We start from the raw sequence: 18,981 nt of genomic DNA on the forward strand, positions 1-18,981 counted from the left end.
TACTTTAGAGCATAATGTCCTGACAAATATCGAAGTCGATGTGCCGGTCGCGCCCGTCGCCCGCATCGCCGTTGGGACGCGAACCGTCGACCCAGAGATCACGAGGACCCGCAATGACGCAGAACCCTGTTCGCTTCGGACTGATCGGGACCGGCCGCATTGGCCAAGTCCACGCCGCCAGCATCGCTGCCGCGCCAGAGGCGGAACTCGCCTGGGTGGCCGACCCGTTCATTGACGGTGCTCGCAGCGTCGCGGAGCGCTTCGGGGGCGCTGTGACCGCGAGCCCCGAGGAGCTCATCGCCTCGGGGCAGATCGACGCCGTGCTCATCGCCTCGCCCACCCCGACCCACGTTGACCTGATCGAGGCATCGGTCCGGGCCGGGCTGCCCGTGCTGTGCGAGAAGCCGATCGACCTGGACATTGCGCGCGTGGACGCGTTGCGCCCCCTGGTGGCCGAGAGCGGTGTGCCCGTGGCGCTTGGCTTCAATCGTCGGTTTGATCCAAACCATGCCGCCGCCCAGGCGCGCGTCGCCGCCGGCGAGATCGGCGCGCTCGAGCAGCTCATCATCATCAGCCGCGACCCGGCGGCCCCGCCGGCCGCGTACATCGGTGTCTCGGGTGGGATCTTCCGTGACATGACCATCCACGATTTCGACATGGCGCGCTTCTTTGCCCCCGACATCGTCTCGGTGAGTGCGACTGGAACGCGCGCATTTGATCCCGGTGCTCGCGAGCATGGAGATTTCGACACCGCGGTGACGACGCTCACCACGGCATCTGGCGGGGTGATCACGATCGTCAACTCCCGACACAGCGCGGTCGGTTACGACCAGCGCATCGAGGCGTTCGGAACGCAGGGCCTGCTGCAGGTCGGCAACGTGCAGACCAACACGGTGACGCTGTCCACGGCCGCCGCGGTGGAGGCGCGACCTGCCTACCCCGAGTTCTTCCTCGAGCGCTATGCCGAGGCGTATTCGGCCGAGCTGCGCGAGTTCGTGAAGCTCGTGCGGGGCGAGGCGTCGACCAGTCCGACGTTCGAGGATGGCCGTGCGGCCCTGGTCCTCGCCGATGCGGCACAGCGCTCCGCCACCGAAGGCGTTGTCGTCAAGGTCGAGCTGTAGGCGGGTGCCGCTCATGGGGTACCGACTCGCTGCCTGTGCGGAGATGCTGTTCACCGATCTGCCCATTGCGGAGCGCGTGCGCCGTATTCACGAGCGCGGCTTCCTGGTGGAGATCTGGGACTGGAGTACGAAAGACCTTCCGGCGCTCGCGGCAACCGGCGCCGAGTTCTCGTCGATGACGGGCTACCTGCGCGGCGACCTCACGAGCGACGCCGGGCGGGCCGCGCTGCTGGCGACGGCGCGCGAGTCGCTGCGCGCCGCCGAGATCATCGACGTGCCGCGCCTCAACCTGCACGGCACCGGCTTGGGGGAGGGCGGGATCCCGGTGATCCCGCGTGAATCCGTGAGCGGCGAGGACTGGATTCGCGCTGCAGCGACGCTGCGAGAGCTCGCCGATCTCGGCGCGGCAGCCGGGCGCACTTTCGTGCTCGAGAACCTCAACCTTGCCGTGGATCACCCGGGAACTCCGTTCGCACGGGCGGCAGACACCCTCGCGCTCGTGCGCGGGGTGGACCACCCGAGCCTGCGGCTCAATCTCGATCTCTACCACGCACAGATCGGCGAGGGAAACCTGATCGCCCTGGTACGCGAGGCACTGCCGTGGATCGGTGAGATTCAGGTCGCCGACGTGCCTGGGCGCTGCGAGCCCGGTACCGGGGAGATTCGCTACGAGGCGGTCGCTGCGGTGCTCCGCGAGCTCGGGTACACGGGCGTGATCGGCATGGAGGCGTGGGCGAGCGGAGATCCCGAGGCCGCGCTCGACGCGTTCGCAGCGGCCTTCGCCGACTGAACTCCGGCGCACCGTAAGATGAGACGGGCGTAAGGAGGAGCAATGTCGGATCAGGCTGCAGTCACGCCGAGTGCGACCTCCCGCCCGCCAACGATTCGAGACGTCGCTCGCGTCGCGGGGGTATCGAAGTCGCTCGTGTCGCTCGTGTTCAATGGCGCCGAGAACGTGAGTGAGGAGCGGCGGCGGCGCGTTGAAGCCGCGGCCGCGCAGCTCGGATACCGGCCCAACCTCGTCGCCCAGTCGCTGTCCTCCGGGCGCCGCGACATCGTCGCGATCCTCGTCTCGAACCTGCACAACCCGCTCTTCGCCGAGATCGTGGGTGCCGCGAAAGCGCGGCTTGCCGAGGCGGGGAAGCGCACGATGATCGTGAGCGCGCAGGTCGACGACGGCGCGGGCGGAACGATGCTGGATCGCGACAACCTCGATGTGCTTCGCGATCTGCGCCCGTCTGGCCTCATCACCGTCGGCACTATCCCAGAGTTCGCCGAGCTGGCCGAGCTTACCGCTGCGATGCCCACCGTCGTGGCGAGTGCGATCGATGCGACAGCGGATGTCGTCGCGACCGTGCGCACCGACGATCTGGCCGGGCTCGACCTCGTCGTCGCGCACCTCGCCGAGCAGGGGCTGCGGCGGATCGCGTTCATCGGCGGCGACGGCGGCACCGTGTCGGCGTCGCGCGAGGCCGCGTTCCGGGCAGCGCTGGTCCGTCACGGGCTCGGCAGCGGCTGGGTTGAGCGCGCCGATTTCACGGAGGCCGGCGCGCGCCGCGCCGTCAAGCGGATGCTCACCGAGCAGCGGCTTCCCGAGGCGATCGTCGCGGTGAATGACCTCACCGCGATAGGCGTGATCACGGCGCTCGAGTCGGCCAGCGTGTTCGTGCCGGGCGACTGTCGAGTGACCGGATACGACGACACGAGCCTCGCCGCGATCCCGCGAATCTCCCTGACGAGTGTCGACCCGGACAACCGCCGCATCGGGCGCGAGGCAGCTGAGGCGCTCCTCGCCGGCAGACCGCGTCCGGCGGGCGAGGTGCTGATTCCACCGCGGCTCGTGGTGCGGGCGTCGTCGGTGCCCGCCGCCTAGATCTGACTGCCCGCGCCGCCCTCACCGGCCAGGAGCTGCCCGGTGGAACCCGGCCTCCGCGAACCTGACCCCGCTCGGGGTTGACCTCCTTGGGCGCCTGTGTCTATGATTTGGACCGGTCCAAAATGTGAAACGGAGGCGTCGAATGAAGAAGTTCGGCCTGATGATCGGCGGCGAGTGGCGCGAGAGCGCTGACGGGGTCCGCAGTCAGATTCGCTCCCCGTTTGACGGCAGCGTGGTCGGCGACGTCGCCGAGGCCACCGTCGCTGACGTGGAACTCGCTCTCGCGGCGGCCGAGCGGGGCGCCGCGCGCTGGCGCCGCACTCCCGGTCACGAGCGCGCCGCAATTCTCAATCGCGCCGCGGATCTCGCCGATGCCCGCGCGGAGGAGCTCGCCGCGCTTATCTCGGCCGAGAACGGCAAGCCGCTCGCTGAGGCGCTCGGCGAGGCGCGTCGCTCTGGCGCGATCCTGCGGCTCGCCGCGCACGAGGGGACGCAACTGTACGGCGATAGCCTGCCGCTCGACGCGAACCCGGGAACCGGACACGACAAGATTGGTTTCACGCTGCGCCAGCCCGTGGGCATCGTCGTCGCCATCACCCCGTTCAACTACCCCGCGTTGCTGGTGCTCCATAAGGTTGGCCCGGCCCTGGCCGCCGGCAACGCGGTCATTCTGAAGCCGGCGAGCGCGACCCCGCTCACCGCCCTCGCCCTCGCAGCGATCTGCGTGGAGGCGGGCATCCCCGAGGGGGTGATCTCGGTCATCACCGGCCCGGGAGGCGCGCTCGGCGACGCGCTCGTCGCCGACCCGCGCGTGCGGAAGGTGTCGTTTACCGGCTCCACCGCGGTGGGGGAGCGCATCGTGGCGCGCGCCGGGATCACGAAGCTCTCGCTCGAGCTGGGTGCCTCGTCGCCGACGCTCGTGCTGCCCGGCGCAGACATCGAGCAGGCCGCGGCCGCCGTGGCAGCCGGCGGCTACGCCAACGGCGGGCAGGTGTGCATCTCGGTGCAGCGCGTGATTGTGCACCGCGACATCGAGGCCGACTTCCTTGCCGCGCTCCGCCCGCGAGTCGAGGCGCTCCGCATGGGCGACCCGATGGCCGAGGGCACCACGCTCGGTCCGCTCATCTCCGAGCGCGAGGCCGAGCGCGTCGCTGCGAGTATCGCGCGGGCCGTCGCCGAGGGGGCGCAGCTCCTCACGGGCGGCGAGCGCGACGGTGCGTTCGTGTCGCCCGCCATCGTGACCGGGGTCGACACCCGACAGGCGATCGCGCAGGACGAGTTGTTCGGCCCAGCCGTGGCTGTGACGCGGGTGGCCGACTTCGACGCGGCGCTCGCGGCCGCGAACGGCACGCCGTACGGTCTAGCGGCCGGAGTGTTCGGAGGAACGCTGGCCGAGGGAATCCGCGCTATGCGTGAGATCGACGCCGGCAGCATCCACCTGGGCTGGACCCCGCTCTGGCGTGCCGACCTGATGCCCTACGGCGGTGTGAAGGCGAGCGGCTACGGCAAGGAGGGTGTGCGCTCAGCGGTCGAGGAGATGAGCGAGGTCAAGACCGTCGTGCTGCACAGCTGAGGCCGCGAAGCGCGCGTCATCCGCGAGATAACAACCGAACACGCAAGGGAGCGTATCGATCATGGTTCTGGGAACCTCAGGCAGTACCGTCAGGCTCACCGTTGGGCAGGCAATCGTGCGGTACATCGCCGCGCAGTACTCGGTCGCCGACGCGACGCGGGAGCGATTCGTCCCGGCGGCACTCGGCATTTTCGGTCACGGCAACGTTGCCGGGCTCGGGCAGGCGCTCGCCGAGCACGCCGACACCCTGCCATTCGTGCAGGGCCGCAACGAGCAGGCCCTCGGGCATATGGCGACGGGTTTCGCGAAGGCTTCGCGCCGCCGACGCACCCTCGCGGTGACCGCATCTGTGGGCCCCGGCGCGACGAACCTCGTGACCGCGGCGGCGCTGGCGACGGTGAACCGGCTCCCGCTGCTGCTGCTGCTCGGCGATACCTACGCGACGCGCCGTCAGGGCCCCGTGCTGCAGCAGCTCGACCTGCCCGGCACCCCCGATGTCACCGCGAACGATGCGTTCAGGCCGGTCTCCCGGTTCTTCGACCGGATCACCCGCCCCGAGCAGCTACTGACGGCGCTGCCGCAGGCGTTCCGGGTGCTCGCGAACCCGGAGGAGACGGGAGCGGTCGTGCTCGCGCTGCCGCAGGATGTGCAATCGCACGCCTACGACTTCCCGGCAGAGCTCTTCGAACCGCGGGACTGGGTGATCCGGCGCCGCGTGCCGGCCGCCGACGAACTCGCGGGGGTCGCCGCGCTGATCCTGGCAGCGCAGCGGCCGCTGGTGATCGCCGGTGGCGGGGTGATCTACGCCGACGCGCAGGAGCAGCTCACCGCGCTCGGGCGGCAGACGCTGATTCCGATCAGCGAAACGTTCGCCGGGAAGGGCGCGGTGACGGAGGACGGGCCGTGGAGCGTGTTCGGCGTGGGCCTCGAGGGCGCGCCGACGACGAACCGGCTCGCCGAGCGCGCGGACTTGATCGTTCACATCGGCACCCGGCTCACTGACTTCGCCACCGCCTCCCAATCGCTCTTCACGAACCCCGCGGTGCGTTTCGCGTCGATCAACGTGGTGGAGCACGACGCGGTGAAGCAGGGGGCCACTGCGGTGCTCGCGGACGCGCAGCTCGCGCTCACGGCGCTCGCCGCCGAGCTCGGCGACTATCGTGTGCCGGCCGAGTGGGCCGAGGAGGTGGCGGCCGCCCGCGCGGCCTGGCTGCCGGTGCGCGCCGCCGCGCTCGATCCCGACACTCGGTTCCCGCGCGAGACGCAGCCGGAGCTCCCGGTCACCGACGCCGTGCTGACCCAGGGCCAGCTGATTGGGCTCATGCAGGAGCACGCGCGCCGGGGCGACACCATCGTCGCCGCCGCGGGCGGCCCACCCGGTGATCTGCAGAAGGTGTGGGACGCGACAGACGGGCGCCACGCGCACCTCGAGTTCGGGTTCTCATGCATGGGCTACGAGCTGCCCGCGGCGATGGGGACGCGACTCGCGGATCCGGACCCGAGCCATCGGGTGACCGCGTTCATCGGCGACGGGACGTTCGTGATGATGCCGACCGAGATCGTCACGGCCGCGCAGGAGGGCATCCCGTTCACGGTGGTGATCTCTGAGAATCACGGATACCAGGTGATTCGGCGCCTGCAGATGTGGCGCACCGGCGAGCACTTCGGCAACGAGTTCCGCTACCGCGACGGCGAGGCGCCAACCGGCCTCGCCGCCGGGAGCGCGGGCGGTCTGGACGGCGATTACCTGCGGATCGATCTTGGGCAGATCGCCGCGGGACTCGGTGCGCTGGTGCGGCGGCCGACCACCGCTGCGGAGGTGCGCGCCGCACTCGATGAGACGCGCGACGCGGGTGGCCCCGTGGTCATCGTGGTGCCCACGATCCCGCACGCCGACCTGCCGTCCTCAGAGGTCTGGTGGGATGTCTCGCCTGCCGAGGTGTCCGCACGCGTCGATACCTCCGAGAAGCTCGTGGAGTACAGCGTCGGGCGCGCTCAGCAGCGGTGGCACGGATGAGCGGCGCGACCCCGACCACCCCGGCGCCCGGGCCGCTCGCTCCCGGACGTGCGCTGCGCGCACGATTCCTCGCGGGCGAGGCGACGATCGGCACGTTCATCGGCCTCGGCTCCGTCGCGGCGGCGGAGGTATGTGCGGCAGCCGGGCTCGACTGGGTGCTCGTCGACCTGGAGCACGGGGGTGGCAGCGAAGCGCAGCTTGGTGCCATCGTGGCGGCGGCCGGGGCCTACGGTACCGCGACCCTCGTGCGCGTGGAGCAGCCCGAGCGCATCAGGATCGGCCGGGCCCTCGATGCCGGGGCCGCCGGTCTGATGTTCCCGCGCATCTCAAGCGCGGCGGAGGCTGCCGAGGCGCGCCGTCACCAGCTCTACCCGCCGGCGGGTGACCGTGGCGTTGCGAGCTACAACCGCGCCGCGCGCTGGACGCTTGACACCGGGGCCCTGGATCGCGCGAACGAACAATCAGTCGGGATCGTGCAGATCGAGACGCGTGAAGCGGTCGACGACGTGACCGCGATCGCGGCGACCCCGGGCGTTGACGTGCTCTTTGTGGGCCCCCAGGACCTCAGCTACGCGCTCGATGTGCCGCGCCAGTTCGATCACCCGCGCTTCGAAGCGGCGCTCGACGCGGTGTTGGCCGCGTGCCGCGACGCCGGCAAGGTCGCCGGGATCCTCGCGAACGACCGGGCCGGCATCGAGCGCTATCGTGAGCGTGGTTTCGGCTTCCTCGCGGTCGGATCGGACGCGACCCTGCTCGCGGCGACGGTTCGCGGGGCGATTCCGGACGGTCTCGGGGTGCGCCGGTGAGCGCCACGGGAGGCGCCGCTCGGGTCCACCCGCCGGTCGTCATCGGGCTCGGGCCCGTTGACCCGGCGCTCGTGACACCGCACCTGCCGCCGGGGACCGTGTTTGTGGCGGACCCCGCGGCCAGTGACTTCGCTGTCGCAGAGGGCGCGATTGTGCGCGCGGCGTTCGATGTCGACGCGGAGCTTCTCGACCGCATGCCGCTGTTGCGGATCCTTGCGCGCACGGGCGTCGGAGTGGAACGTGTGGACGTCGCCGCGGCCGCCGAGCGCGGGATCGAGGTCGCGGTCACCCCCGGGAGCAACAGCCGCGCGGTCGCCGAGGGGGCGTTCGCGCTCCTCACGGCGCTCGTGAAGCGGGTGCCCGAGTCGCATGCGTTCGTGGGCGGTGGCGGCTGGGGGCGGGATCCTGTCCCCACGCCGGGCGACCTGTTCGGCCGCACGCTCGCGGTGCTGGGCTTCGGGCGAATCGGTCGCATCGTTGCGGGCTTCGGCGCTGCGTTCGGGATGCAGGTACTGGTGCACGATCCGTTTGTGCGGTCGGAGGAGTACGAGAACGTTGCGCTCGATGACGCGGTGCGTCGCGCCGATGCGCTCACGCTCCATCTTCCGGGTGGCGGCGGGGAACTCCTCCCGATCGAACTGCTCCGGCGAGCTCGCCCGGGGCTTGTGCTCGTCAATTGCGCGCGAGCCGACCTCGTGTCGACGGAGACGATCAGCGCTGCGCTCGCAGCCGGGGTGCTCGCGGGCGTTGGGCTCGACGTGTTTGCGCACGAGCCCGTCGCGAGCCATCCGCTCGCCGGCGACCCTCGGGTGCTGCTGAGCCCCCACACGAGCGGACTCTCAGAGGGCGCGATGCGCGAGACGTTCCGAATGGCGGCGGAGGCGGTGGCCGAGACGCTCGGCGGTCGTTATCCAACTTTTACCCGAATGGGTGCCTGACGGGGGAAGTTGCGGTACTGTTACACCAAGCGAACAGCTTTGTAACGACATTAGTTCAATAACACGATGGAGTGAGACTATGTTGAAATCACGGAAGAGCCGTATGGCGAAGTTCGGGCTTGCGGGCCTCGCGGCGACGGGCGCACTGCTGCTCGCCGCCTGTGGCAGTCCGGCGGGAGCCGGCGGTGCAGCGAGCGGCGACGGCGAGTCCGGTGGCGCCAAGACCGAGGAGCTCAAGGTCGCGCTGATCACTCACGCGGCACCGGGCGACACGTTCTGGGACACGATCCGCGCCGGTGCTGAGAACGCGGCGGAACTGAACAACATCAACCTGCTCTACACTTCCGACCCGGACGGCGCCCGCCAGGCCCAGCTGGTGCAGCAGGCCGTGGACCAGGGAGTTGACGGCATCGTGGTCACGCTGGCGAAGGCAGACGCGATGTCCGGTGAGGTCAAGAAGGCCACCGAGGCGGGCATCCCGGTGTTCAGCATCAACGCCGGTGAGAACGACTTCAAGGACATGGGTGTGCTCGCGCACTTCGGGCAGAACGAGTTCATCGCTGGCCAGGCCGCGGGAGAGCAGTTCAACGAGGCCGGGAAGACGAAGGCGATCTGCGTGATCCAGGAGCAGGGCCATGTCGGCCTCGAAGCGCGCTGTGAGGGCCTCGCCGACACGTTCGAGGGCAGCTCGGAGGTGCTGTACGTCCAGGGCACGGACATGACGAACGTTGCGTCCACCATCACGTCGAAGCTCCAGACCAATAAGGACATCGACGCGGTGCTGACGCTCGGCGCCCCGTTCGCGATGACCGCGGTCGACGCCATCACCGACGCCGGCAGCAGCGCGACGCTCGCCACGACCGACCTGAACCCGGATGTGTACGAGGCGATCAAGGACGGCACCATGCTCTTCGGCATCGACCAGCAGCCGTTCATGCAGGGCTACCAGTCGGTTGAGGCGGTTCGCCTCTTCTCTGAGGGCGGCTACGTCCTCGGCGGCGGCCAGGCAGTGCTCACCGGACCCGCAGTGGTGAACGCCGCCAACGCCGAGAGCGTTGCCGCGCAGTTCAAGTAATGCTGCAAGAGAGTTGAAACCTATGTCTACAGCCACAGCGCCGAAGTTCGACGAGCGCATCGCCACCGGCAATTTCTTCACGCGCTTCTTCTCGAAGCCCGAAGCCGGAGCCAGCGCGGCGGCACTCGCCCTCGCGGTTATGTTCGCGGTGGTCGCGCCGCAGTTCACCCGGCCCGATTCGATCGCCACGATCCTCTACGGTGCCTCCACCGTCGGGATCATGGCGGTGGGTGTATCCCTGTTGATGATCGGCGGCGAGGTCGACCTGTCGGCCGGTGTCGGCGTCATCTCGGCGGCGCTGTCATCGTCCCTGTTCATGTACTGGTTCGGCGGCAACGTCTGGGTGGGGGCGATCATCGGCCTGGTGTTCTCGCTCCTGGTGGGCCTGCTCAACGGCTGGCTGTTGACGAAAACCAAACTCTCAAGCTTCATCATCACCCTGGCCACCTTCTTCATGTTGACCGGCCTCAACCTGGGTGTGACGCGATTGATCACGGGCGGGGTCGCCGCGCCGTCCGTCGCGAACTGGCCCGGCTTCGAATCAGCCGCCGCCGTGTTCGCCTCGGACATCCCGATCTTCGGGGTGAAGGTGAAGATCACGGTCTTCTACTGGATCCTGCTCGTGGCAATCGCGACCTGGGTGCTCAAGCGCACCCGCATCGGCAACTGGATCTTTGCGAGCGGCGGCGCCCCCGACGCGGCGCGCGCGGTAGGTGTGCCCGTCGTGCGCACCAAGATCGGGCTCTACATGGGCGTGAGCTTCTGCGCCTGGCTGCTCGGCATGCATCAGCTGTTTGCATTCAAGACGGTGCAATCGGGTGAGGGCATCGGCAACGAGTTCCTCTACATCATTGCGGCCGTCGTGGGCGGCTGCCTCATGACCGGCGGCTATGGCAGCGCGATCGGCGGCGCGATCGGCGCGCTGATCTACGGGATGGCGCTCAAGGGCGTCGTGTACGCCGAGTGGAACCCGGACTGGCTCAAGTTCTTCCTCGGGGCGATGCTCCTGGGGGCGACCGTGCTCAACTTCACGCTGCAGCGCCGCGCAGCGCAGGGAGGGAAAAAGTGAACGCCACAACAGCACCGGCCACGCCGCTCGTTGAGCTGCGCGATGCCGAGAAGCGTTACGGCAACATCATCGCGCTGCGCGACGTGAGTCTGAAGGTCAGTGCGGGCGAGGTGATGTGCGTGCTCGGCGACAACGGTGCCGGGAAGTCGACGCTCATCAAGATCATCGCCGGCCTGCATCAGCACACCGGCGGGGAGTTTCTGATCGAGGGTGAGCCGGTGAAGCTCGGATCGCCGCGCGAAGCGCTCAATCGTGGAATCGCCACGGTCTACCAGGACCTCGCCGTGGCACCGCTCATGCCGGTGTGGCGCAACTTCTTCCTCGGCTCCGAGCAAACAAAGGGGTGGGGGCCGTTCAAGCGCCTCGACATCGAGTTCATGCGATCGACGGCGAAGAAGGAGCTGCTCGACATGGGCATCGACTTGCGCGACGTCGACCAGCCCATCGGGACGCTCTCCGGCGGAGAACGGCAGTGCGTGGCGATCGCGCGCGCGGTCTACTTCGGCGCGAAGGTGCTCATCCTCGATGAGCCGACCGCGGCGCTCGGCGTGAAGCAGTCGGGTGTGGTGCTCCGCTACATCATCCAGGCACGGGACCGGGGGCTTGGCGTGGTCTTCATTACTCACAACCCGCACCACGCGTACCCGGTGGGCGACCGCTTTCTCCTGCTCAAGCGCGGCCAGAGCATCGGCTACCACGAGAAGGAAGACATCACGCTCGAGGAGCTGACTGGGCTGATGGCGGGCGGTGCCGAGCTGGAGCAGCTGGTGCACGAGCTGCGCCAGGTGGGCACGAGCACTGACACAGTGCGCGCGATCCGCGACGAGATCCAGGATGATTCCGCCGCTGGCGTGGGCCGGGTGTCCGTCACGGAAGCGGTGCGCGTCGTGCCGCCGGAAGAGCTCTAGGCGTACCCGCGAGAGGGGGCGTCGCCGCAGTGCGGGACGCCCCCTGTTGTGTGTCCCGCTCCCACCACGACCGGCCGCGTCAGCGGGGAGAGGGGTCGCAATGCACGAGCAGGATCATCGTCGGGGGCGGCGGCTCCCGCGCCTGCCGCGACCGTGGGCGCTCATCGCCGCGCTCGCCTGCGGGGGATTCGGAATCGGGGTCAGCGAGTTTCTCGTCATGGGCCTGCTTCCGCAGATCGCGGAGGATCTCCTCCCCGCACTGGCGGCGACACGCCCAGATGCTGCGCTCGCAGCGAGCGGCGGGCTCGCCTCGGCGTACGCGCTCGGCGTCGTTGTGGGCATGGTCGTCACGCCGGCGCTGCTGCGCCGCTTGAGCGAGCGAGGGACGCTGATCGCGTGCGCGGGCAGCATGCTCGTGTGGACGATCGCCACGGCCCTCGCGCCCACGCTCGGCAGCGCCCTCGTGCTGCGCTTCCTTGCGGCGCTCACCCACGCGAGCTACATCGGTGTCGCGGCACTCGCCGCAGCGCACCTGCTCGGTGGTCGCAGCTACGGGCGCGGCTCGGCGCTCATCCACGGCGGACTCGCCGCAGCGAACTTGCTGGGTGTACCGGCGCTGACGGCCCTCGGCGCCGCGCTCGACTGGCGGCTTGTGCTTGCCGGGTGCGCGGTGTTCTTCGCGGTGCCATTGCTGGCGCTGCTGCTGCGCCAGCCGCCGACGGCCCCGACCGGCACCGTCGCGCCCGGGGGAGCGAACCTCACCGGGCGCCTCATCGCGCTCGTCCTCGCGGCGATCGCGGTGGCGGGCGGCGGCTTCGCAATCGTGACCTTCGTGGCCCCGGTCACGGCGTGGGCGCAGGGGGTGGGTGGCTGGCTCACGCCACCGCTCGCGATGCTCACGCCACCGCTCGCGATGCTCACGTTCGGCCTGGGGATGAACCTGGGCAATCTGGTTGCCGGTTGGAGCGCCGACCGCTGGCCGCGCGCCGCGTTCATCGGGGCGGCCGCAACCGGCGCGCTCGGGGCCGGCATCATGCTCGTGCCCGGTCTCGGAGCCGTGGGCGCGGCGCTCGGTGTGACGTTCGTCGGGGCGATGCTCGGTGGCGGAAGTCCTGCTGTCCAGGTCTTGTTCCTCCGAGAGCTCCCGCGGTGGCCCCGCCTCGCCGCCGCGCTGCCGTCCGGGGCGGCGAACCTCGGGAGTTTTCTCGGGTCGCTCATCGGCGGTGCAGCGCTCGCGCTCAGTGGCGCCGCCGCGGTGCCGGGTGCCGCGCTCGTGCTCGTCGCGATCGGGGCCGTGTGCTTCATTGCGCTGCGCAGCCCCGGCCCGCGCGGTGAGTCGGGGGCCACGCGATCACCGAGAATCGAGCCCCGAGGTTGACAGTGGTGGGCCCGCGTTCATACACTTTGGACCGGTCCATATCCAGCGTCGCGCGACCATCGCCGGCGTGGCACCGTGCCAGGCACCCCGAGCGAAAGCGAAGCAGCATGCAGACCACCGAAGACGGCACCGTAGAGATCGGCGTCGGGCTCATCAGCGTCGGCTGGATGGGGCAGCTCCACAGCCGCGCCTACGCGAACCTGCGCTACGCCTACCCGGACCTGCGCGTGCGCCCCAGGCTGGTGCACGCCGCCGACCCGGTTCAGGCGCGCGCGGAGGAAGCGGTCTCGGTGCTCGGGTACGAGCGTGCCTCGGCCGACTACCAGGCGGTGCTCGACGACCCGGAGGTCGACGTCGTGTCGATCTGCGCCCCGAACTTCTTGCACGCCGAGATCGGGATCGCCGCGGCGAGAGCCGGCAAGCACTTCTGGATCGAGAAGCCGGTCGGCCGCGGCGAGGCCGAGACCCGCGCCGTCGCTGAGGCAGCGGCCGAGGCCGGCGTCGTCTCGTCGATCGGGTTCAACTACCGCCACGCTCCCGCCATCGAGTACCTGCGCGAATTGGTCGCCGACGGCACGCTGGGCCGCATCACCAACGTGCGCGGCCAGATGTTCGCGGACTACTCGGCTGACCCTCGCGGCGCACTCTCCTGGCGCTTCGTGCGCGGCCTCGCGGGCTCCGGCGTGCTGGGCGACCTCATGGGCCACCTGGTCGATCTCGTGCAGTACACCCTGGGCCCCATCGCCGAGGTGAACGCGGTCACCTCCACGGTCTACACGGAACGCCCGGAGCTGCCGATGGGCACGGGAACCCACTTCGCTGTGGTCGAGGATGGCGAGATGAAGCCCGTCGAAAACGAGGACTACGCCGGCATGCTCGTGCGGCTCGCCGACGGTGCGGTCGCGGCGGGAGCGGTCGGCACCCTCGAGGCATCGCGGGTGGCCGTGGGGCCCCGCGCGAGCTATGGGATCGAGGTCTATGGCACGGCGGGTTCGGCGCGCTGGGATTTCGAGCGTCTCAACGAACTACACGTCGCCGGCGGCCGCGACACCGAGTACCCCGGCTACACCCGGGTCATGGCGTACCCCGGAATGGGGGACTTCGGCCGGTTCCAGCCCGGTGCCGGGACTTCGATGGGGTACGACGACCTCAAGGTCATCGAGGCGAAGAAGTTCGTGCAAGCGGTGCTCGGCCGCGAGCTGCGCAATTCAAACATCCAGGACGCACTCTCAGCGGCGCAGGTCATCTCCGCCGCTGAGCGCTCGGCAGCCGGCCGTGGCTGGGAGCCCAGTGCCTCGCTGACGGGCACCACCGCTGCGACGCGCGACTAGCCGTCCTGCGGTTCCGAGTTCGGACCCAGGCCCGGTCTCGGGCCCAGATCACCAACACCTCAGACACTCCATACCAGCATTCAGAAGGAGCCACCATGACCGCACGAATCGCCGCCGCACCTATCAGCTGGGGCGTCATCGAGGTTCCACACTGGGGGGTGCAGCTCGACCGTGAGCGCGTCCTCTCCGAGATGACCGGTCTGGGAGTCAGCGCCACCGAGTTTGGGCCGGGGGGCTTCCTCCCCGACGCCCCGGCTGAACGGGCGCACGTGCTCGCCAGTGCCGGGCTGCGGGCCGTCGGCGGCTTCTTCCCGATCGTGCTGCATGACGCGGCGCGGGACCCGCTGCCCGCGATCGAGCGCGAGCTCGAAGCGTACGTCGCCGCGGGCGCAGACACTCTCGTCCTTTCGGCAGTGACCGGTCGCGACGGCTACGACGGCGTGGGCGAGCTCAGCGAGGCCGAGTGGGGCACGCTGCTCGCCAACCTCGACCGCGCGCTTGACGCCGCGGCTGCCGTGGGGGTGGTGGCGACGCTCCACCCGCACCTCGGCACGGTGGTCGAGGCTCCCGCCGCGGTCGAGCGCGTCATCGCCGGGTCGCGGATCGGTCTCTGCCTCGATGCGGGGCACTTCACCCTCGGTGGGGGCGATCCCCTGCAACTCGTAGACGATCACGCCGACCGCATCGTCCACGCGCACCTCAAGGATGTGAGCCTCGCGGTAGCCGCCCGGGTCAGAACAGGCGAACTCAGCTACCGTGACGGGGTGCAGCAGGGCATGTACTGTGCGCTCGGCGAGGGAGACGCGCGAATCGCGGAGATCGTGGCGGCCCTCCGTGGCGCGGGCTACGACGGCTGGTACGTGATCGAGCAGGACACGGTGATCGAGTCAGAGGCCGACGCGGTGCGGGCGCTTGAGAACGCCAGGCGCAGCATCGAGTTCATCCGTGCGGCGGTCGCGCCGTGAGCGCCCCGCTGCGGATCGGGCTCCTCGGCGCCTCGCGGATCGCGGAGCTCGCGATCACCGCGGCGAGCCACGACACGGGAGACACCCGTGCGGCCGTCGCAGCGCGCGACCCGGAGCGCGCCCGCGCGTATGCGGCCGCGCACGGCTTCGACGGGATCCATGATGACTACGAGGCGCTGATCGCCGACGAGTCCATCGACCTGCTGTACATCGGTCTGCCGAACGGGCTGCACGCTGAATGGACGGTGCGCGCGCTGCGTGCCGGTCGCTCGGTGCTCGTTGAGAAGCCGTTCGCGGCGAACCTCGCCGAGTTTGATGCGGTCGCCGCCGAGCTCGAGCGTGCGCCGGGCTGGGCCTGGGAGGCGTTCCACTACGCGGACCATCCGCTCACGACCCGGCTCCTCGACATCGTGCGCTCGGGGGAGATCGGCGAGCTGCGCGAGGTGCGCGTCGCAATGCTGATGCCGTCCCCCGCTGCGGCCGATCCGCGCTGGAGCTTTGATCTCGCCGGCGGCGCCATGATGGACCTCGGGTGCTACGCGGTTCACGCGCTGCTCGCACTGGGTGACGCGCTGGGGCTGCCCGTAACGCTCGTTTCGGCGGCGGGAGTGGGCTACGACCCGGACCCGCGGCTGGACGCCGCGGTGGCCGCGGAGCTCAGCGTCGGCACCGCGTCCGCGTCGCTCAGCGTGAGCATGGAGAGTCCCGCGTGGGACTTCAGCCTCCGGGTGATCGGCGACCGAGGCGAGGTGACCGCCCCCAACTTCGTGAAGCCGCAGGAGGACGACCGCCTGCTCGTCACCGCTGATGGGGTCGCGCGCGAGGAGTGCACGGGCACCGAGTCCTCGTACGCGCACCAGCTTCGTCGCATCCGCGCGGCGCTGCGCTCGGGTGAGCGATCCGCCACCGAGCTTGAGCGCTCTCGCCGCACCATGGCGCTGATCGACGCCATTCTCGAACAGAGCGGATTCCCGTTGCGCCCGGGACGCCTGGCCTAGGACCCAGACCCAAGCCGCGGACTCGCGCGGCCGCACCTCACCCCCCCCGACGCAAAGGAGCACCGCAATGCAGCAACTGCTGAACCAGAAGACACTTCTCGTGACCGGTGGGACGCAGGGCCTCGGCCTGGCGATCGCCGAGGCCGCGGCGAGAGAGGGGGCCGTCGGGGTCGCGATCGTTGGCCGGAACGCGGCCAAGGCGGAGGCGGCGCTCGCTGCGATCCGCGGTGCGGGCGCGGCGACGCCGGGGTTCGAAGCCGCGGCGATCATCGCCGACCTGTCCGAGCCGGGCGAGGCGGAGCGCGCCGTCGCCGAGACCATCGACCGCTTCGGTCGCATCGACAGCCTCGTGAACGCCGCCGGGGCCACGAGCCGCGGCACCCTGCTCGATACGAGCCGGGAACTGCTGCAGGAGCACCTCACCCTCAACCTCGTCGTGCCGTTCATGACGATGCAGGGCGCGGTGGCCGACATGCGCGAGCGCGGGGCGCCCGGCACGATCCTCAACATCATCAGCATGTCGATGCACGGTGGTCAGCCGTACCTTGCGCCATACACCGCCTCGAAGGCCGGGCTCGCCGGCCTCACAAAGAACGCGGCGTTCGCCCACCGCTTCGACCGGATCCGAATCAACGGGCTCAACATCGGCTGGACCGCGACCCCGGGGGAAGCGGTCACCCAGAAGACGTTCCACGGGGCGGCCGACGACTGGCTCGCCGCCGCGGAGGCCGCGCAGCCGATGGGCAAGCTCGGACAGCCGGACGAAATCGCTGACGCCGTGGTGTTTCTGCTCAGCGAACGCAGCGGCGTGGTCACCGGATCAATCATCGACTGGGATCAGAACGTTCCCGGCGCCTACGATCAGTAGCTGCGCTGCTCGCGATCCCGCGCCCATGCCTGCGCTCCCGCTCAGCTCGCCGTGAGCTGCTCCGCAATCTGCAGCAGGGTCTCCTCCGAGCCCGCGCGCCCGATCAGCTGCACGCCGAACGAGTGCCCGGCGGGCGTTCGGAGGATCGGGATCGCGATCGCCGGGAGGCCCGCGACGTTGACCATCGAGGTGAAGGGCGCCCACTCGCACTGCAGGCGGTAGTCGTCGTCCGGGTGGAGCTCGGTGAACGCGCCGATGCGGGGCGGGAGCATGGCGAGGCCCGGTGTGAGCACGGCGTCGTAGGCGCCCCACTGCTCCCGCGCGTCCGCGGCGAACGCGCGCAGGCGCCGCCCCGCGCTCAGGTGTTCCTCGTGCGCACGCGCGAGCGCCCGGTCGCGGAAGAGGCGGGTGAGCGGCATGAGCCGCTCGTCCGCGCCGCGGGGGAGCTTGAGCAGCGAGAGGCCCGCCGTCCACCCCGTGCCGAAGGCGTGCGGATAGCGCGGGTCGTAGCGAATCTCGGCCTCCTCGACGCGGTGGCCGAGGCCGGCCAGGAGCTCGGCGGCGCGCGTGTGCGCACTTCGCGCCTCGGGGGCGAGTGGGACGGGGTGCGCCGACTCGAAGGGGGACGCGGCCGAGACGCCGATGCGCAGGCCCCGCAGCTCGGCCGCCCGCGCCACGGCGGCTACGGCGGGCTCGCCCGGCGCCCCGCGGAGCGCGTCGAAGAGGAGGGCCGCGTCGGCGGCGGTGCGCGCGAGCGGGCCGCTCACGGTGAGCCGGGGTGCGCCGAACTCATCGAGCGGGCCCCGCGCGAGATCGCTCGCGACGGCGCCGAGCCCGGGTTTCAGGCCGATCAGGCCGCAGGCGAGGGCCGGGATCCGGATCGAGCCGCCCCCGTCGCTGCCGGGCGCGACCGGGAGGATCCCCGCCGCCACCGCGGCGGCCGAGCCGCCCGAGGAGCCGCCCGCCGTGCGCTCGGGATCACGCGGGTTGCGCGCCGGGGGCGCGATGCGGTTCTCCGAGTAGCCGGTGAGGCCGAACTCGGGCACCTGCGTCTTGCCGAGCGCGAGCGCGCCCGCTGTTCGGAGCACGGCGACGCCAGGGCTGTCCTGCCGGGCCGGGCTCACCGGGAGCGCGGCGCTGCCGTGCGTTGTGGGGTGCCCCGCGACGTCCGTGAGGTCCTTGTGCGCGAGCGGCATCCCGTGCAGGCGGGGGAGCGCCTCCCGTTCGTCCCGCGGGGTGCGCGCGAACCGTTCGTCAGCGGCGGACGCCTCGGCGAGCGCCTGCTCGGCGGCCACCGACACGAACGCCCCGAGCGCCGCGCTCGCGTCGATCCGGGCGAGGACGGCGGTCGTAGCCTCCCGGGCCGAGAGCTCGCCCGTGCGCAGCGCGGCGCGGAGCGCGAGGGCGGAGACGGGCAGATCGGGTGCGGGGAAGCTCACCCCTCCACCCTACGCGCGGGGTGATGCCGGGGCGCCGGGGGCGAGGGTCGTGGCCCAGTACGCGTCGGCCTCGGCCTCGGAGGCGAAGAAGCGCAGCTTGTGGCGGTACTCGTGGTCGACGCCGGGCGTGCGCTGCACCCAGAGCGCGTAGTGCCATGCGTCGCCGGCGCTCCAGCTGCCGCAGTGCATCTCGGGGTCGCTCGCCGCGACGTTCGCGCAGATCACACCGCCGCCGTCGCGGTCGACGATGCCGGCCTGCAGGACGCCGTCGGCGGTCTCCGCGACGTAGAAGAAGCCGCCGTCGGGGGTGCGGTCGAGGAGTGTGATCGACTCGGGCACCGCCGGGGCGGGGTCGGTGTCGCCGAGCTGCTGCTCGATGAGGTGCTCGCGCGCGGTCTCCCACTCGTCGGGCTGCGCCGACCAGCTGCCGCTCGCGAAGAGGGGGAACAGCGCGGCGAGCGCCGCGGCCCCCGCGATCGCGGCGGCCATGACCAGGGCGGGGGCGACGCGACGCTGGGAGCTCATGCGTTCAGCATAGGGCGGCGGGGCCGTGCTCCCGGGTACCTAGGCGTCAGGCCCCAGCGCGCTGCCGCCCGGCGCGCACGGTCCCGCCGCGTCG

General features: G+C 70.6%; 17 protein-coding genes. 15 read left to right on the forward strand and 2 right to left on the reverse strand.

Annotated features, from left to right (window positions below):
- Nucleotides 1-113: 113 nt before the first annotated feature.
- The 15 genes from iolG (at nt 114) to U874_RS0108955 (ending at nt 16,923) form a co-directional block, all read left to right on the forward strand.
- Complete coding sequence (iolG, locus tag U874_RS0108885; RefSeq protein WP_025134188.1) at nt 114-1,121, forward strand: inositol 2-dehydrogenase; 1,008 nt, start codon at nt 114-116, stop codon at nt 1,119-1,121.
- A 43-nt stretch (nt 1,122-1,164) separates the two neighbouring features.
- On the forward strand, nt 1,165-1,911 hold the full coding sequence (locus U874_RS0108890; protein WP_232755899.1) for a TIM barrel protein: 747 nt from the start codon (nt 1,165-1,167) through the stop codon (nt 1,909-1,911).
- A 42-nt stretch (nt 1,912-1,953) separates the two neighbouring features.
- A complete protein-coding gene (locus tag U874_RS0108895; protein WP_025134190.1) occupies nt 1,954-2,994 on the forward strand; it encodes a LacI family DNA-binding transcriptional regulator in 1,041 nt (346 codons plus the stop codon).
- Between the two features lie 145 nt (nt 2,995-3,139).
- A complete protein-coding gene (locus U874_RS0108900) occupies nt 3,140-4,570 on the forward strand; it encodes an aldehyde dehydrogenase family protein (protein ID WP_025134191.1) in 1,431 nt (476 codons plus the stop codon).
- A 115-nt stretch (nt 4,571-4,685) separates the two neighbouring features.
- Nucleotides 4,686-6,587, forward strand: coding sequence for a 3D-(3,5/4)-trihydroxycyclohexane-1,2-dione acylhydrolase (decyclizing) (gene iolD / locus U874_RS0108905; protein WP_232755900.1), 1,902 nt, complete (start codon nt 4,686-4,688; stop codon nt 6,585-6,587).
- Nucleotides 6,584-7,393, forward strand: coding sequence for an HpcH/HpaI aldolase/citrate lyase family protein (locus tag U874_RS0108910; protein WP_051582861.1), 810 nt, complete (start codon nt 6,584-6,586; stop codon nt 7,391-7,393). Before iolD ends, U874_RS0108910 begins: the two co-directional genes overlap by 4 nt.
- Entirely contained in the window at nt 7,390-8,331 is a 942-nt protein-coding gene (locus U874_RS0108915) for an NAD(P)-dependent oxidoreductase (protein ID WP_025134194.1), read from the forward strand. Before U874_RS0108910 ends, U874_RS0108915 begins: the two co-directional genes overlap by 4 nt.
- Nucleotides 8,332-8,410: 79 nt before the next feature.
- Entirely contained in the window at nt 8,411-9,406 is a 996-nt protein-coding gene (locus U874_RS0108920) for a sugar ABC transporter substrate-binding protein (protein ID WP_025134195.1), read from the forward strand.
- Between the two features lie 22 nt (nt 9,407-9,428).
- Nucleotides 9,429-10,475: an ABC transporter permease gene (locus tag U874_RS0108925; RefSeq protein ID WP_029988071.1), complete on the forward strand. Its 1,047-nt coding sequence runs from the start codon at nt 9,429-9,431 to the stop codon at nt 10,473-10,475.
- Nucleotides 10,472-11,383 carry an ATP-binding cassette domain-containing protein gene (locus tag U874_RS0108930; RefSeq protein ID WP_025134199.1) on the forward strand — a complete coding sequence of 304 codons (912 nt, stop codon included), beginning with the start codon at nt 10,472-10,474 and terminating at the stop codon, nt 11,381-11,383. The genes U874_RS0108925 and U874_RS0108930 overlap by 4 nt, the downstream gene beginning before the upstream one ends.
- A 100-nt stretch (nt 11,384-11,483) precedes the next feature.
- Entirely contained in the window at nt 11,484-12,761 is a 1,278-nt protein-coding gene (locus tag U874_RS0108935; RefSeq protein WP_025134200.1) for an MFS transporter, read from the forward strand.
- A gap of 107 nt (nt 12,762-12,868) precedes the next feature.
- Entirely contained in the window at nt 12,869-14,092 is a 1,224-nt protein-coding gene (locus tag U874_RS0108940) for a Gfo/Idh/MocA family protein (protein ID WP_025134201.1), read from the forward strand.
- A gap of 95 nt (nt 14,093-14,187) precedes the next feature.
- Complete coding sequence (locus tag U874_RS0108945; protein WP_025134202.1) at nt 14,188-15,057, forward strand: sugar phosphate isomerase/epimerase; 870 nt, start codon at nt 14,188-14,190, stop codon at nt 15,055-15,057.
- Nucleotides 15,054-16,055, forward strand: a complete 1,002-nt coding sequence (locus U874_RS0108950) for a Gfo/Idh/MocA family protein (protein ID WP_025134203.1) — start codon at nt 15,054-15,056, stop codon at nt 16,053-16,055. The genes U874_RS0108945 and U874_RS0108950 overlap by 4 nt, the downstream gene beginning before the upstream one ends.
- 67 nt (nt 16,056-16,122) lie before the next feature.
- A complete protein-coding gene (locus tag U874_RS0108955; protein WP_025134204.1) occupies nt 16,123-16,923 on the forward strand; it encodes an SDR family oxidoreductase in 801 nt (266 codons plus the stop codon).
- Between the two features lie 41 nt (nt 16,924-16,964).
- Here U874_RS0108955 and U874_RS0108960 read toward each other — a convergent pair whose 3' ends face one another.
- Both U874_RS0108960 and U874_RS0108965 read right to left on the reverse strand, forming a co-directional pair.
- Complete coding sequence (locus U874_RS0108960) at nt 16,965-18,362, reverse strand: amidase (protein ID WP_025134205.1); 1,398 nt, start codon at nt 18,360-18,362, stop codon at nt 16,965-16,967.
- A gap of 9 nt (nt 18,363-18,371) precedes the next feature.
- A complete protein-coding gene (locus U874_RS0108965; RefSeq protein WP_157834244.1) occupies nt 18,372-18,887 on the reverse strand; it encodes a hypothetical protein in 516 nt (171 codons plus the stop codon).
- Nucleotides 18,888-18,981: the final 94 nt, after the last annotated feature.

Origin of the sequence: Leucobacter sp. PH1c (assembly GCF_000633415.1) — a bacterium.
In the GTDB taxonomy this organism is placed as follows: Bacteria; Actinomycetota; Actinomycetes; order Actinomycetales; family Microbacteriaceae; genus Leucobacter.